A 15478-nucleotide genomic window follows, 5' to 3' on the forward strand; every position below is an offset into this window, starting at 1 on the left:
AATGATTAATAAACAGATGTCTGTTCGTCGATGCCTTCAAGAATTTGTTTAATTCGTTGAAGGAATCTGCCGCATACAAGACCATCTAGTACTCTGTGATCTAATGAGAGACAAAGGTTGACCATGTCTCTAGCCCCAATCATGCCATTTACAATCATTGGACGCTTCACGATCGATTCTACTTGTAAAATCGCCGCTTGCGGGTAATTAATGATTCCCATAGATTGAACCGAACCAAATGATCCTGTGTTGTTGACAGTGAATGTACCGCCTTCCATATCACTTTGCTTCAGTGTTCCTTGTCTCACTTTAGACGCAAGCTCATGAATTTCTTTGGCGATGCCCTTAATGGTTTTTTCATCTGCATCCTTAATGACTGGCACAAAAAGAGCGTCCTCTGTAGCGACAGCAATCGAAACATTGATTGCTTTCTTTTGCACAATTTTATCTCCAGCCCACATGCTATTCATTTCAGGGAATTCCTTTAAGGCTTGAGCCACTGCTTTGACAAAGAACGCAAAGAACGTCAAATTAAAGCCTTCTTTTGCTTTAAATTGATCTTTCAGCTGATTTCTTCTTGTCACAAGATTTGTCACATCGACTTCCATCATTGTCCATGCATGCGGAATTTCATGCTTGCTTCTCAGCATATTTGCCGCAATTGCCTGCCGAATTGGCGTGACTGGCAGTTCAACATCACCAGGCATGGAAGAGATGGAAGGCGCTGCTTTTGCTTTTGATGGCTGTTCAGGCTTCGGTTGAACAGCATGTTCATTGATAGGTGCTGTATTCTCTTGAACGCCGCCATTTTCAATGAGCTGCAGCAGATCTTTTCTTGTGATTCGGCCGCCTGCTCCTGTTCCTTGAACAGCCGCTAAATCAATTCCGTGCTCATCTGCTAAACGAAGGACTGCTGGAGAGTAACGTTTCTTTTGACTTTGATTCTCTTTAGTTTGATCTGCTTCAGGCGCTTCGCTTTGCTCAGGTGCTGCTGCTTCTTTTACACTCTGAGGCGCGCTACCTTCTATTTCAATTTCACAGAACACTTCTCCTACTTGCAGCGTTTCGCCTTCTTGAGCCGATAGCTTTGTAATCGTTCCTGTAAAGGATGACGGAACTTCTGCGTTCACTTTATCTGTCATGACTTCCGCAATCGGATCGTATTTATTCACATGATCGCCAGGTGAAACGAGCCATTTGCTAATCGTTCCTTCTGTTACACTTTCACCTAGCTGAGGCATTTTCATTTGTTCAATTGCCACTTGAAACCCTCCTCTTTCTTAAAACGCCGCTAGCTCTCTCATTTCAGCTTCTACCTTATCTGGATTGACCATGAAGAATTTCTCCATAGTTGGTGCATAAGGCATTGCCGGAATCTCTGGTCCTGCCAGGCGTTTGATTGGTGCGTCTAAATCAAATAAGCAATGCTCCGAAATGATCGCCGCAACCTCACTCATGATGCTGCCCTCTTTTGTATCTTCCGTTAACAGAAGCACTTTGCCTGTTTTTGATGCAGCTTCAATAATCGCTTCCTGATCAAGCGGATACACTGTTCTCAGATCGAGAATATGAGCGGAAATACCGTCTTTTGCAAGGCGGTCTGCTGCTTGCAGCGCAAAATGGACACACAGGCCATATGTAATGACCGTAATATCATCGCCTTCACGTTTCACATCTGCTTTTCCAATCGGAAGTGTATAATCCTCTTCAGGCACTTCTCCTTTAATAAGACGATATGCACGTTTATGTTCAAAGAACAATACAGGATCTGGATCACGCACTGCTGCCTTTAAAAGACCTTTTACATCATAAGGAGTAGAAGGCATCACAATCTTCAAACCAGGCTGGTTGGCAAAAATCGCTTCGACCGATTGTGAATGATAAAGTGCCCCGTGTACACCGCCCCCGTAAGGTGCGCGGATAACCATTGGACAGCTCCAATCATTATTTGAGCGGTATCTAATTTTTGCAGCCTCTGAAATGATTTGGTTGATTGCAGGCATAATAAAATCCGCAAATTGCATTTCTGCGATTGGACGCATCCCATACATCGCTGCCCCAATACCTACACCCGCAATGGCTGATTCTGCAAGAGGTGTATCCATGACGCGCGCTTCTCCAAATTGCTCGTAAAGTCCCGCTGTCGCTTTAAATACGCCGCCCTTTTTCCCGACATCCTCTCCGAGCACAAACACTTTCGGATCTCGCTCCATTTCTTCTTTCATTGCCAGTGTAATGGCGTCTATATATGACATAACAGGCATTTTTCTTCCCCCTTACTCCGCATACACGTAACGAAGTGCGCTTTCTGCATCAGCATAAGCTGCGTTTTCCGCTTCATCAGTGGCTTCGTTTACGATTTGCATGATTTCTTTTGTCATTTCTTCTTTCATTTCAGAAGTCATGACGTTTCCTTCGATTAAATACGTTTCATATTGGATGAGCGGATCTTTCTTTCTCGCTTCGAGCACTTCTTCTTTTTCTCGATAGCTTGAATCATCGTCATCACTTGAATGCGCAGTTAAACGGTAAGAGATTGTTTCAATCAATGTCGGGCCTTCGCCTCTTGCTGCACGGTCTCTCGCTTCTTTGACTACGGCATATACTTCAAGCGGATCATTTCCATCAACGGTTACGCCTGGCATTCCATAGCCAATCGCACGATCTGAAATACGTTCACATGCCACTTGTTTGTCATACGGCACAGAAATCGCGTACTTATTGTTTTCACACATGAAAATAACAGGCAGTTTATGCACAGCAGCGAAGTTAGCGCCTTCGTGGAAATCGCCTTGGTTTGATGAACCTTCACCGAACGTGACAAAGCTGACAAAATTTTTCTGTTCTAGACGTCCAGCAAGTGCAATCCCCACCGCATGAGGAACCTGCGTTGTAACAGGCGATGATCCGGTCACAATGCGATTTGCCTTTTGTCCAAAATGACCCGGCATTTGTCTTCCGCCTGAGTTTGGATCGTCTTGTTTTGCAAAACCAGACATCATTAAGTCTTTTGCTGTCATCCCAAAGGCAAGAACAACCCCCATATCACGATAGTAAGGTAAGACGTAATCTTCTTCTCTATTCAGCGCAAAAGCAGCGCCGACTTGCTGCGCTTCCTGTCCTTGACAAGAAATAACGAATGGAATTTTCCCAGAACGGTTTAAAAGCCACATCCGTTCATCAATTTTCCTTGCTAGAAGCATTGTTCTATATATATCAATTGCTTGTTCATCTGATAATCCTAGTTCCTGATGACGCATGTTACTCATCATGTTTCCCTCCTTGATTAAAAATGGATCGCCTTCCCGTCAACAGCAAGGGCTGCTTCGCCAATCGCCTCTGATAAGGTCGGGTGAGGGTGTATCGTTTGCCCCACTTCCCACGGCGTTGCATCAAGTACTTTGGCTAATCCAGCTTCAGATATCATATCTGTTACATGAGGACCAATCATATGAATTCCTAAAATATCATCTGTCTTTTGATCGGCAATGATTTTGACGAATCCATCAGACTCCCCGTTCACAAGCGCTTTTCCAATCGCCATAAATGGAAATTTTCCTATTTTGACTTCAAAGCCCTGCTCTTTTGCCGCCTGTTCAGTCAGTCCAACACTAGCGGTTTCCGGGTGAGAGTAAACACATTTCGATACGAGTGTTTCATCGAGCGGTTTTGGATCTTTCCCAGCCATATGTTCTACGGCAATCATACCTTCGTGTGAAGCCACATGTGCCAATTGAAGTCCACCAATGACATCTCCTATTGCGTAAATATGCGATTCTTTCGTTTGATAATGCTCATTTACGACAATGCCTTGTTTTTCGGTTTGGATGTCTGTGTTTTCAAGACCTATTCCTTCGATATTAGGTACTCTGCCAACTGAAAGAAGAAGTTTTTCCGCTTCAAAGGTCTGTACGTCTCCATCCTTTTCCGCTTGAATCGCAACGTGATTTCCCTGCTTTTCTACAGTATCTGTCAGTACCTTCGCATTTGTCACAAAGGTGATGCCTTTTTTAGATAATAACTTTTCCATTTCTTTGGAAATATCATGATCCTCTGTTGGCAAAATGCGATCTGCAAATTCGATCACTGTGACGTTTACACCAAAATCGTTGAGCATGGATGCCCACTCAATTCCAATGACACCTCCACCGACAATCAGGATCGACTGCGGAAGCTCTGACATTTCAAGTGCATCATCTGATGTGAGGATGTGTGTTCCATCCGCTTCAAGCCCTGGCAGCACACGTGGTCTTGATCCTGTCGCAATGATGACCTGCTTCGGAATCAGCATCTCATTTTCATCTCCATTTGCCATTTCTACGGAGATCGTTCCTGGCATTGGCGAAAAAATAGATGGACCAAGGATACGGCCGATCCCTTCATATACATCAATTTTCCCTTGTTTCATTAAGTGTTTGACGCCGCCTGCTAATTTTTCTACAATCTCTGTTTTTCTTTTCTGCACACTCGCAAATTGCAAGGCAATGCCGCCCGTCTCAACACCAAAATCAGCTGCACGTTTGACGGTTTGATAGACTTCTGCACTTCTGAGAAGCGCTTTTGACGGAATGCAGCCTTTATGAAGGCATGTTCCGCCAAGCTTTGCTTTTTCTACAACTGCTGTTTTCAATCCAAGCTGCGAGGCACGGATGGCCGCTACATAGCCGCCTGTGCCCCCACCAAGAATGACGAGGTCATATTCAGTTGCCATGACTTGTCACTCCTTTCTTCATCCGTTGATCATTTGGGTATTCTTTTGGTGATTCTTCTTCTTTTAAAATACGAAGTGCACCTTCTGCTAAGGACTGCAGTTCATTTTCACCTGGATACACAACAACATCTGAAATCCAGTCAATATACCCTCTAATACTTGACGTAATCTGTTTGCTGTATGCAAGTCCGCCTGTTAATACAATGACGTCCACTGCTCCTTTTAACACAGCACTCGCTGCACCAATTTCCTTGGCAATTTGATAGCACATTGCTTCATAAATCCGTGCTGCACGCTCATCACCTGCTTCTATCATGCGTTCTACTTTTACAGCGTCTGTCGTGCCAAGATAACCCGCAAGCCCACCTTCGCCAATAATGCGTTTGAGCATTTCCTCTTGGGTATACTCACCAGAAAAACAAAGGTTCACGAGGTCACCTGTTGGTAAGGTTCCCGCTCGCTCAGGGCTGAAAGGACCTTCACCATGCAGACCGTTATTGACATCGATGACTTTCCCTTTTTCATGTACACCAATGGTGATACCGCCGCCCATATGAGTAATAATCATGTTCAACTCTTCGTAACTTTTTCCAAAAGAAGCAGCTGTTTTTCTTGCGACCGCTTTTTGATTTAATGCATGAAAGATACTTTTTCTTTCGATCGTTGGCAGTCCTGAAATACGAGCAATTGGCTTTAGTTCATCCACCACAACTGGATCGACAATAAAAGCTGGGATATTCAGGCCAAGGGCAATTTCTCTTGCGATGATCCCGCCGAGGTTGGATGCATGCTGGCCGGCATATCCTTCTTTTAGGTCTTCCACCATTTGCTCATTGACTTCATAGGTGCCTCCTTCGATTGGTCGAAGAAGGCCGCCGCGTCCGCAAACCGCATCAAACTTTGAGATGTTCATCCCCTGTTCATGCAGTGTTTTTAAAATAACTTCTTTGCGGAATGAAAATTGATCAATGATATGTGGAAACTGCTTTAATTCCTCATCTGTATGTCTTAGTGTCGTTTCAAAAATAGAACGGTCATTGTGAAACACACCGATTTTTGTTGAAGTAGAGCCAGGATTAATCGTGAGAATACGCCATTCTTTTGTCAGCAAAAACAAAACCTCCGTTTCAACTCATTCTTCAAATTAGCGACGACTTAAAATATGTTGACCATTTTGCAGGAATTGACTTCTTGATTTACGCATTCTTTCAATTCGTTCTTCAGCCAATCGGTCTGCCGCTTTATAGGTTGGAATGGCATCACGGTTAGAAATTTCAATCACACGTTCAATATTTTGATAAATGCCTTCGACTTTTTTCATCGCACGATCTGCATTATAGCCGTAAAGCTCATCAGCAACGTTAATCACACCGCCGGCATTGATGACATAATCAGGGGCATACACAATCCCCATTTCATGGATAAGATCTCCGTGATGCGTTTCTCTTAGCTGGTTATTCGCTGCACCTGCGATGACCTTTGCTTTTAACTTAGGAATTGTCATATCGTTAATGGTTGCGCCAAGTGCACACGGTGCATAAATATCACATTCTTGATCATAGATATCTTCTGGATCGACAGCTTTTGCCCCGAAGTCTTCAACAGCTCGCTTGACAGAGTCTTTGTTGATATCTGTGACAATGAGCTGTGCGCCTTCTTCGTGCAGATGTTTACACAGATTGTAGGCTACATTTCCAACGCCTTGGACGGCAATTGTTTTTCCTTCTAATGAATCTGTACCGAATGCTGCTTTTGCAGCTGCTTTCATTCCTTTATACACGCCATAAGCCGTGACTGGTGACGGATTTCCGGACGAACCGAATGCAGGAGAAATACCTGTTACATAGTCTGTTTCTTCATGAATAAGATCCATGTCTTCTACCGTTGTACCGACATCTTCCGCTGTAATATAACGCCCATTCAGCCCTTGAATGTAACGCCCAAATGCACGGAACATTTCTTCATTTTTATCTTTTCTCGGGTCACCGATGATGACTGTTTTTCCACCGCCAAGGTTAAGACCTGCTGCCGCGTTTTTATACGTCATTCCTTTTGCTAGACGCAACGCATCTTCAATTGCTGCTTCTTCGTTTTCATACGTCCACATTCTCGTTCCACCTAGTGCTGGTCCAAGTGTTGTATCATGAATCGCAATAATGGCTTTTAAGCCAGATTGCTCATCCTGACAAAATACAAGCTGTTCATAATCGTATCGTTCCATATATTTAAAAAGTTCCATTGTATTATTCCTCCTATTACTTCCGCTTAATTTGATGTACAGATGGCAAGCGCGATTGAATAAAGCTTACTTTCGGCTGAATCAGACCGGCTAGTTAAAGCAATCGGCGCCTTCGCTCCTGCCACCACAGCTCCCACCTTTGCATGTGCAAAGTAGATGAGAGATTTATAAAGAATATTTCCTGCCTCAATTGTTGGCACAAGCAAAATATCTGCATGGCCGGCTACATCACTCGTAATATTTTTATGAGAAGCTGCCGTATGAGAAATGGCATTATCTAAAGCAAGAGGCCCATCAATAAGGCATCCAGAAATTTGACCTCTACGATTCATTTGCGCCAGACTTGCCGCAGTTAAAGTGGAATCCATTGCTGGATTCACAACCTCTACCGCAGAAAGCACGGCAACCTTGGGCATGTCGTTTCCGACAGCTTGTGCTACTTGAACAGAATTGATCGTAATTTCTTTCAGCATATTTAAATCGGGCGCGATGTTCATCGCAGAATCCGTCACATAGATAAAGCGATCAAAGCCCGGTACTTCAAATGCCGCGACATGTGATAGGACACTCGCTGTCCGAAGCCCATACTCTTTATTCAGTACCGCTTTTAAAAGGACGGCTGTCGGGACATGTCCCTTCATCAAAATATCTGCATGCTTCTCACTGACTGCCTGCACGGCAATTTTGGCAGATTCTTCGGGAGAATCTGAATGAATGATATCTATCCAGTCCTCATTGATCTCATGCTGTTTCACTAGCTCCTTCAGGTTGCTTTTGTTCCCAACCAGCAGAAAGCGAGCGACTCTTCGTTCAATTGCCATCTTAATGGCATGAAGCACTTCTTCGTCTTCTGCATGAGCCACAGCCGCCGTTTTATTTTGCAGCTGGGCAGCTTTCATAATCAGATCATCAAGCTTCATATATGCCCACCTTTCCTTATGCTCGGTTCATGTTTTCATATGCAAGTTCCGTGCCAGTTTGAAATGCAGTGAAATGAGGCTTTTTGCATGACATTCATGCAATCATTTGCAGGCAATATGCATTTTATTGCATGCTATCTTTTGCAAGTTGATATTTATCCATTTTATAGTAAAGGTTCCGAATGCTGATCCCTAACGTTTTCGCTGTTTTCGTACGATTGAATTGATGCTTTTCAAGGGTTTGTTTAATGAGCTGCGCTTCAAATGCCTCAACAGCATCTGAAAGTGTCTCTCCCTCAAATTGACTGACAGCAAGTTCCTGCTGCTCTTTTTCTTCCGGTTCTTCTGACTCCATGAACGAAATATGCTCTTCATCAATCCATTCTTCTTGCGGGTTCAAAAAGATCATGGCTCGTCCAAGTACATTTTCAAGTTCTCTTACATTCCCAGGCCAGCTGTATGATCGCAGTCGATGAAGTGCCTGTTCCGTCAAACCGCTCACATTCCGGCCATAGTCTAAATTGATCTTCTGGATGAGACGTTTGCTTAACGAGTCAATATCTTCAAGGCGCTGCCTGAGCGGCGGGATGGAGATCGGATATCTGTTCATGCGATAATATAAATCCTCTCTGAACTTTCCTTCCGCCATCGCTTTTTCAATATTGACATTTGTTGCCGTGATTACACGAACATCAACCGGTATGGCCTTTGTTCCTCCTACCCTGACAATTTCTTTCTCCTGCATCACGCGAAGCAGCTTCGCTTGTGTACTTGGGGTCATTTCACCAATTTCATCTAAAAAGATACTGCCTTGATTCGCCTCTTCAAACAGTCCCTTTTTTCCGCCGCGCCTTGCACCAGAAAACGCTCCTTCCTCATAGCCAAAAAGCTCTGACTCTAAAAGAGTTTCTGACAAAGCCGCACAGTTGACCCGTACAAAGCGATTATATTTCCGGTCACTTTCATTGTGAATAGCGTGCGCAAACAGCTCTTTTCCAGTACCTGATTCTCCCCGGAGTAAAATAGTAGCTGGCGTTTTTGCCCCTAGCTTTGCCTGTTCAAGTGCCACAAGCATTTGCTCACTTTCTCCAATAATGTCTTCAAATGTATACTTTGCTTCAAGCGTCCGGATGAGCTGCCGCGCTTTATTCAATTCATTCGTGAGCGATTGAATTTCTGATACGTCATGAATGACGCCAACACTGCCTTTTAAAATGCCATCAACGATGACTGGTGCTACGTTGACAATCACATCCTTTTTATTTGGCCCGACTTTCATTCTAGCGCCTCGAACCGGTCTTCTTGTTTCAAGCACCTTCAAATGCATGCTTTCTCCTTCAGAAATATCCGCACCTGCTGGTTTGCCAACAACATCTTTGTCTGTCAGACCCGTCATTTTCGTGTAAGCTCGGTTGATCAAGATTCCTTTTCCCTGCTCATCTACAACCGATATGGCTTCATCTGATGATTGAATGATCGCCTCAAGCATCGTTCGCACTTCTTTGAGGTTCGTTACTTCCTCCGCGAGCTCCACGGCATCTGTAATATCTTTAAAGATAGACAAAGCGCCTAACATTCTCCCTGCGTCATCAATAATTGGCAAACGTGTTGTGACAATTTGTATTTGCTGATTGAGAAATTGTTTTTGATTAAATTCTGGCTCTCTCGATCTTAAAATGTAAGGAAGCTTTGTGTTTGGAATCACTTCTCGTATGTGACAGCCAATCGCATCTTTTTGCGATCGCCCAACCATTTTGGCGGCTGATCGATTAAACAAAACGACTTCTTCATCCATATTGATAAAAATCATGCCATCGTTCGTTGCATTAAAAATGCGGTCATGTTTATAGGTTTGTTCCTTTAACATTTGAATCAGTTGCTGTTTTTCTGACATTAATTCTGATATGACGTATGCCATCGAACTTGGAACAATAACAGCATGCTCTGGCTTTACTTCAATCAGTTCTTTATGCACAGCAGAACTGCCTGTTGTTTCAATGATGATATCAATGTCATCTTTTATGTATTCTTTCCAATCTGTTGTCGTATCAATTCCATTCTTTTTCGCTTCTACCATCCCCGGTGCCTCAAGGTCAAGGTCGGCGATCGCAACGATTTGAATCATATTTGTTTTCAGCAATGTTTCAAGTAATGCTGATCCACCCTGTCCTGCACCGACAATCAAGACTCTCTGCATCCCGTTACCCCTTTATATGAAAAAATTTGCACACCATAATTTTCCGTTGCAAAAAATTGCACAACTCTTATATTACCACGTTTTCCTTTCTTGACAAAATATTTTTTGAATTAGACAATGGAAGTAAATGACGTTTAAGGGGACATTTGATGGGGAGAATACTTGCACTAGTGATTATTTTAATACCTGGCGCGCTTGCAGCACTTGGGATTAAGCTGCTGCGTGACACTGTTTTCGGCATCATCATTGCACCATTTCCATTTTTATGGCTGCAAGGAATTGCAGGGTTGTTATTTTTAGGAGTGGGTCTTTATGTCGTTGCGGGGTTTATTTTATATAGAGACCGTAAACGGAATAAAGTAACTGCTCGCTTTAAGTAGAGATAAACACGAAAAAAGACCCGCTGTTCATAGCAGGTCTTTATTTCATTTCTTCTCTTATTTTCACGGCTCGGTCAGGAAAATCAGTAAAAATTCCATCGACACCTAAGGAAAACATGTTTTTCATTTGCTTTTCACTATTTACTGTAAACGGCCTGATCGCTTGCTTTGCAGCATGGAGAGCTGACACGACCTCTTTCGTCACGCCTGCACCCTTAATGTTTGGATGATAACCTCTTGCTGGTACTGTTTTTAAATACATCTCCGGCTGATGAATCACATCCATTGTGAGAACAGCAAGTTCAATTTGCGGCATCAGCTTGTGAAAAAGAGCTAAACTGCCGTGATGAAAAGATGAGACTAGGACACGGTCTTCTATTTGAAAGTACTCAATTTGTTCTTTTACTTTCTCTTCGATACCCGGATATCGGTAAATGGAGTTTTTTAGTTCAATATTGATGATCAATGATGATTTCTGGGTCACTAGTTCTAATACTTCCTCTAAAAGAGGAATGGATACAGCCCCGGTTTCTTCATAGAAAGAATGACTCGCATCTCCTACTTTTAATTCCTCATATGTATGGTCTTTCACTAACCCTTTCATGTTCGTGGTTCTGTTCAGTTTCTCATCGTGAATGACAGCAAGTCTGCCGTCTTTCGTCAGTTGAACATCCAGTTCAATTCCGTCAGCTCCAGAATGGAGTGCATGCTCAAAGGCTATCATGGTGTTTTCAGGATAGATGCCTTTAAAGCCTCTGTGTGCAAAAATTTTCGTCATAGGTCACCTCTAAAAATGATGCTTCCTTTCATTATGACGTGTTTTTTTTCTTTTTTCCAGTTTGAGCACATAAAAAAACCTCTTCTGATTGGTACGAAGAGGTTGACACATAAATTCGATCACGTAATCGCTCTGATGGCTTGCTCTGTCGTCTCTGCGTCAAGAGCAAAAAGGGAAGAAACAACTGCGACTGCTGTAACGACGGTTACACCTAACAACAACTTTTTCATAAGATAACCTCCACTTTCTTTTGAAGTATTTGTGCATCGAATTTCTTTTCAAGAAAACGTATAGCATTTTGATAATCATTTCGTTCCTTGAAGTATTTCGATATTTGCTCAGACAAATCCTCAAGCTCCACATATAATCTATTTTTTTCTATGTAGTCTAATTTTTCAGAGAATACGTCTGCTGCCCCACTATTCTCGCACATCAAATCCAAAATTTCAAATTTTACTATATATTCATTATTTTGGATATCGCAACTGTAGTGAATACCCTCTTTAATATATTCCTTCGCCTCCTGATCTCCTAGATGAACTAAGGCATTTGCCAGAACATATAAAGATTGAATGTAATAATGGCTATTGTCGCGGTGAATTTGAATGCCCATTCCTTTTTTGGCGTATTGCGCGCATTTTTCATAATCATGCTTTGCATAATAAAGAACGGCTAAATTGTGATAACATTTCCCAATCAGCACTTCATTGTTCATACGCTTACTTTTTTCGAGTGCTTCTTGATACTTTTCCGCTGCTTCATCAAATTGGAACAAATCAATACAATTACTTGCGTGTAAAATCAAGCTATCAATCGCCTGCGCTGTATACTCTTCATGCGCTTTAAATGTATCGATGGCTTTTTTAATATGATTAATGGATATGAAATTTTGTTTCAGTTCGTAATAGACCGAAGCAACCTTATGGTGAAAAGTTCCTACTTCAAGGTCTTCATTCACACGTTTTAGCCGCTGTTCTGCAATTTTGTAAAAACTAATGGCTTCATCATACTTTTTCACATATGCAGCATATTGGCCTTTGTAAAAGTAAAAATAAAAATTAATAATGTCATCTGCTTTCTCATCGAGCGTTCCGACACTTTTCATAATTTGATTGGCTTTTTCAATATTTCCAAGTAACATTTCATGTCTGCCGTCAACAAGCTGATAATAAAGGAGAACTTCGCGGTCCTCATCTGTATTTTTTAGCAAATTCTGAATTTTCTCTTTATAAACAGCAGATTTTTCTAGGTCATTCTGAGAAATGACCCTCGTCCACTTGCTAATTTCGTTGGCCACCTCAGCAGAGTGGATTTTCAGCTTTCCCATAACCTCACCCTCTTCTTTTCATTATTATAGCATAGTAAAAGAATGTGAAAATTATTAAATTCGACAATGGGAATATTCAGTTCAAATGGCACAACCTCTAAGAAGCCAGTGACTTTAAAACGCCAACCAATCGGGTCAATAGAAATAGAACTTTCGATCTCATTTGCTTTAATTACCAAATCCATCAGACCTTATCCTCTCATCCTTTTTCTTACGAATGAGCGTTTTCTTCTTCTATTATTGAAACCTAACAACTGATTGGCGTAGCTGATTACCAATACTTTATGTCATTTTTATTTTTTCATGCTTTATTTTTCATTTTATTCTGAAAATAAAGCAGCCCGTTTGTCCAATTTAAACACTAAGTTGATTTTACCAACACGACCATATTTTGACAACTTTTTCCGAAATAAAAAAACGCCTCTATAAAGAAACGTTTTTTCATAAAAAATATACTAGCTTGCTCTATGCTCTAATCGAAGACGATCAGCCACCATGGCAATAAATTCTGAATTGGTTGGTTTCGCTTTTGACATGCTGACAGTATAACCAAAGAGTGAAGAAATGGAATCGATGTTTCCTCTGCTCCAAGCGACTTCAATGACATGACGAATCGCTCGTTCTACCCTGCTGGCGGTTGTGTTAAATTTCTTCGCAATGTCTGGGTACAATACTTTTGTAATACTGCCGAGAAGTTCAATGTCATTGTACACCATAGAAATCGCTTCTCTTAAGTATAAATAACCTTTAATATGAGCTGGTACGCCAATTTCATGAATAATGGTCGTAATGCTCGCATCTAAGTTTTTACGTTTTGGTTCAGGTTTGTTACGAAGAACACTGTTTTGGATAGATGAAGACCGATGGGTGACTTGTGTGCCGTTTCCACTGACTTGACGAATATGACCTACTAGATTTTCCATATCAAATGGCTTTAAAATGAAATAGGATGCACCCAAATCAACTGCTTTTTTCGTGACATCTTCTTGTCCGAATGCCGTCAGCATAATAACACTTGGCTGTTTCGTCATTTCATTGTTTTCACGGAGGCGTTCCAATACAGCAAGACCGTCTAAATGAGGCATGATAATATCTAAGAGGAGAACGTCGGGCTCTTTATCTTTAAATAATGTCAGACATTCCTGACCATTATACGCCACGCCAAGTACTTCCATATCTTCCTGTCCCTCAATGTACTCTGTCAAAAGGCCAACAAGCTCTCGATTATCATCAGCTACACACACTTTAATTTTCTCCACGTTCTTTCCTCCCCAATGTCGATTCCTTTAGTCTTTTGCATTTCTCTTCTGAGTGTTCAATTCGACAAAACCATGCTATCCCCTTTAAAAAACTTTAATTTTCCGAATAATAGAGCATTATCTAGCTTTTTCTACGTTTTTCTTAACGAATCGACGATTATTGCAATTTGACAACATGCTTTTTTTCATTTTGTCGAAAAATCTCTTTTTCCTTATTTTATAACATGATGGCAGAGAAAGAAAGGGTAGAAAAAAACTGCCGGAAGATTCGCGGCAGTTTGATGATCAGCTTGCTTTTTTGTTTTTTTGATAAAGATCGATTCCTGCTTCTGACAGCATCCATTCAACGTGTACACCGTACCCGCTAGTTGGATCATTGACAAATACGTGTGTGACTGCACCAATGACTTTGCCGTTTTGGATGATCGGACTTCCGCTCATTCCTTGGACGATTCCGCCTGTTTTACTTAAAAGACGCTCATCTGTCACCTTTAATACCATCCCTTTTGTTGCTGGGAATTTCTGCGGTGTCGTGCTGACGATTTTTATATCAAACTTCTCCACTTTATCATGATCCACAACGGTTAAGATTTCTGCGGGTCCTTCTTTTACTTCATTTGATAAAGCAACTGGAAGCGGTTTGTCTGCTACATGATTTTCAAGCTTTTCGGTTAACGTACCAAAGATACCGAATGGGCTGTTTCGAGAAATATCACCGATCGTTTTACGTTCGGAGGAGAATCTCGCCAATTTTTCCCCAGGGTTGCCACCTGTGCCTTTTTCAATCGATGTCACAGTTGATCTGACAATTTCACCATTATCGACAACGATTGGTTTTTTTGTATCCATGTCAGAAATCACATGCCCAAGGGCACCATATTTTTTAGAAGTCGGCTCATAGAAGGTCATCGTGCCAATTCCTGCTGCGGAATCACGAATGTAAAGGCCAATTCGATAGATGCCTTCACTTGCATCTTTTGCAGGTGTTAATGTTGTTTGAAAGGTTTTATGGTCTCTTTTGATGAGTAAACGAAGTGTTTCACCCGTTTTCCCTGCTTTCTGGATAAATGGGGTGAGGTCATTCATTTTCTCCATCTTTTGACCATTGATTTCAATGATCATATCCCCTGATTGAATGCCTGCAGCTTCACCTGGTGATTTTTTGCCGTCTGCTGTTGTGATTTGATGAAAACCTACAACGAGAACTCCAACAGAGTGGAGCTTGACGCCAATGGATTGTCCTCCAGGAATGACTTTTAATTCAGGGAGAACGTCGACTTTTGTTTTCTTAATAGGAAATCCTTTAAAATCATAAACAATTTCGGCTTTTCCCGCCTTTTGTCCTGTTACTTCAAGCTGTTTCTTTTTCTCTGAGAGACTAAAGGCTGGTGAAGAAGCATTGGCTGACGCTTCAATTGATGTGTCAATTGATTGCTTCTGTTTTTCAAATACCGCAACATTTGTTGGAATACTGATGTATTCTTTCACTATGCTCATAAACCCTGTACTTATTAAAGAAACAAGGAGAATCACACCAATGGCTTTTCTCATCTTTTCGGGCATTCATTTTTCACTCTCCTCGCTCCTTACCCACACCAGAACACTCATGTTTTGGCTACATCTTTACTTTTGCCTTCTTCGAGAGGATTTATAACCGGCAGCTTTAG

General features: G+C 41.8%; 14 protein-coding genes. 1 reads left to right on the forward strand and 13 read right to left on the reverse strand.

What is annotated here, in order from left to right; translation table 11 throughout:
* Window positions 1-5: 5 nt before the first annotated feature.
* The 8 genes from AKG37_RS01625 to AKG37_RS01660 all read right to left on the reverse strand — a co-directional run bounded on the left by AKG37_RS01625 (window position 6) and on the right by AKG37_RS01660 (window position 10067).
* Entirely contained in the window at window positions 6-1262 is a 1257-nt protein-coding gene (locus AKG37_RS01625) for a dihydrolipoamide acetyltransferase family protein (protein WP_060697286.1), read from the reverse strand.
* An 18-nt stretch (window positions 1263-1280) separates the two neighbouring features.
* The gene (locus AKG37_RS01630) at window positions 1281-2264 is read right to left on the reverse strand and encodes an alpha-ketoacid dehydrogenase subunit beta (protein ID WP_003215848.1); all 984 of its coding nucleotides are present in this window, start codon (window positions 2262-2264) and stop codon (window positions 1281-1283) included.
* Window positions 2265-2276: 12 nt separating this feature from the next.
* Entirely contained in the window at window positions 2277-3269 is a 993-nt protein-coding gene (locus AKG37_RS01635) for a thiamine pyrophosphate-dependent dehydrogenase E1 component subunit alpha (RefSeq protein WP_060697287.1), read from the reverse strand.
* Window positions 3270-3286: 17 nt separating this feature from the next.
* Window positions 3287-4711 (reverse strand): dihydrolipoyl dehydrogenase, encoded by a 1425-nt coding sequence (gene lpdA / locus AKG37_RS01640; RefSeq protein WP_060697288.1) that lies wholly within the window; start codon window positions 4709-4711, stop codon window positions 3287-3289.
* Window positions 4701-5822, reverse strand: a complete 1122-nt coding sequence (buk, locus tag AKG37_RS01645) for a butyrate kinase (RefSeq protein ID WP_060697289.1) — start codon at window positions 5820-5822, stop codon at window positions 4701-4703. The genes lpdA and buk overlap by 11 nt, the downstream gene beginning before the upstream one ends.
* 33 nt (window positions 5823-5855) lie before the next feature.
* The gene (gene bcd / locus AKG37_RS01650; protein WP_060697290.1) at window positions 5856-6950 is read right to left on the reverse strand and encodes a branched-chain amino acid dehydrogenase; all 1095 of its coding nucleotides are present in this window, start codon (window positions 6948-6950) and stop codon (window positions 5856-5858) included.
* A 26-nt stretch (window positions 6951-6976) separates the two neighbouring features.
* On the reverse strand, window positions 6977-7870 hold the full coding sequence (gene yqiS, locus AKG37_RS01655) for a phosphate butyryltransferase (RefSeq protein ID WP_060697291.1): 894 nt from the start codon (window positions 7868-7870) through the stop codon (window positions 6977-6979).
* A 124-nt stretch (window positions 7871-7994) separates the two neighbouring features.
* On the reverse strand, window positions 7995-10067 hold the full coding sequence (locus AKG37_RS01660; RefSeq protein WP_060697292.1) for a sigma-54 interaction domain-containing protein: 2073 nt from the start codon (window positions 10065-10067) through the stop codon (window positions 7995-7997).
* Between the two features lie 149 nt (window positions 10068-10216).
* Between AKG37_RS01660 and AKG37_RS01665 the strand changes: the two genes are divergently transcribed.
* Entirely contained in the window at window positions 10217-10447 is a 231-nt protein-coding gene (locus AKG37_RS01665; RefSeq protein WP_060697293.1) for a DUF2627 domain-containing protein, read from the forward strand.
* 40 nt (window positions 10448-10487) lie between these two features.
* Here the strand turns inward: AKG37_RS01665 and AKG37_RS01670 are convergent, their stop codons facing one another.
* The 5 genes from AKG37_RS01670 to spoIVB form a co-directional block, all read right to left on the reverse strand.
* The gene (locus AKG37_RS01670; protein ID WP_060697294.1) at window positions 10488-11225 is read right to left on the reverse strand and encodes a glycerophosphodiester phosphodiesterase; all 738 of its coding nucleotides are present in this window, start codon (window positions 11223-11225) and stop codon (window positions 10488-10490) included.
* Between the two features lie 226 nt (window positions 11226-11451).
* On the reverse strand, window positions 11452-12552 hold the full coding sequence (locus AKG37_RS01675) for a response regulator aspartate phosphatase (RefSeq protein WP_060697295.1): 1101 nt from the start codon (window positions 12550-12552) through the stop codon (window positions 11452-11454).
* The gene (locus tag AKG37_RS01680; protein ID WP_060697296.1) at window positions 12540-12737 is read right to left on the reverse strand and encodes a hypothetical protein; all 198 of its coding nucleotides are present in this window, start codon (window positions 12735-12737) and stop codon (window positions 12540-12542) included. The genes AKG37_RS01675 and AKG37_RS01680 overlap by 13 nt, the downstream gene beginning before the upstream one ends.
* A 270-nt stretch (window positions 12738-13007) precedes the next feature.
* Window positions 13008-13811: a sporulation transcription factor Spo0A gene (gene spo0A, locus AKG37_RS01685; protein WP_060697297.1), complete on the reverse strand. Its 804-nt coding sequence runs from the start codon at window positions 13809-13811 to the stop codon at window positions 13008-13010.
* A gap of 285 nt (window positions 13812-14096) precedes the next feature.
* The gene (gene spoIVB / locus AKG37_RS01690) at window positions 14097-15374 is read right to left on the reverse strand and encodes a SpoIVB peptidase (RefSeq protein ID WP_060697298.1); all 1278 of its coding nucleotides are present in this window, start codon (window positions 15372-15374) and stop codon (window positions 14097-14099) included.
* Window positions 15375-15478 lie beyond the last annotated feature (104 nt).

Source organism: Bacillus australimaris, assembly GCF_001307105.1.
GTDB lineage: Bacteria > Bacillota > Bacilli > Bacillales > Bacillaceae > Bacillus > Bacillus australimaris.

Excerpts from the sequence above, each read along its gene's own strand:
- yqiS (WP_060697291.1), bottom strand. The coding sequence starts at position 7,870 with ATGAAGCTTGATGATCTGATTATGAAAGCTGCCCAGCTGCAAAATAAA.
- AKG37_RS01660 (WP_060697292.1), bottom strand. The coding sequence starts at position 10,067 with ATGCAGAGAGTCTTGATTGTCGGTGCAGGACAGGGTGGATCAGCATTA.
- AKG37_RS01680 (WP_060697296.1), bottom strand. The coding sequence starts at position 12,737 with ATGGATTTGGTAATTAAAGCAAATGAGATCGAAAGTTCTATTTCTATT.
- AKG37_RS01665 (WP_060697293.1), top strand. The coding sequence starts at position 10,217 with ATGGGGAGAATACTTGCACTAGTGATTATTTTAATACCTGGCGCGCTT.
- AKG37_RS01670 (WP_060697294.1), bottom strand. The coding sequence starts at position 11,225 with ATGACGAAAATTTTTGCACACAGAGGCTTTAAAGGCATCTATCCTGAA.
- lpdA (WP_060697288.1), bottom strand. The coding sequence starts at position 4,711 with ATGGCAACTGAATATGACCTCGTCATTCTTGGTGGGGGCACAGGCGGC.
- AKG37_RS01630 (WP_003215848.1), bottom strand. The coding sequence starts at position 2,264 with ATGCCTGTTATGTCATATATAGACGCCATTACACTGGCAATGAAAGAA.
- bcd (WP_060697290.1), bottom strand. The coding sequence starts at position 6,950 with ATGGAACTTTTTAAATATATGGAACGATACGATTATGAACAGCTTGTA.
- spoIVB (WP_060697298.1), bottom strand. The coding sequence starts at position 15,374 with ATGCCCGAAAAGATGAGAAAAGCCATTGGTGTGATTCTCCTTGTTTCT.
- AKG37_RS01635 (WP_060697287.1), bottom strand. The coding sequence starts at position 3,269 with ATGAGTAACATGCGTCATCAGGAACTAGGATTATCAGATGAACAAGCA.
- AKG37_RS01675 (WP_060697295.1), bottom strand. The coding sequence starts at position 12,552 with ATGGGAAAGCTGAAAATCCACTCTGCTGAGGTGGCCAACGAAATTAGC.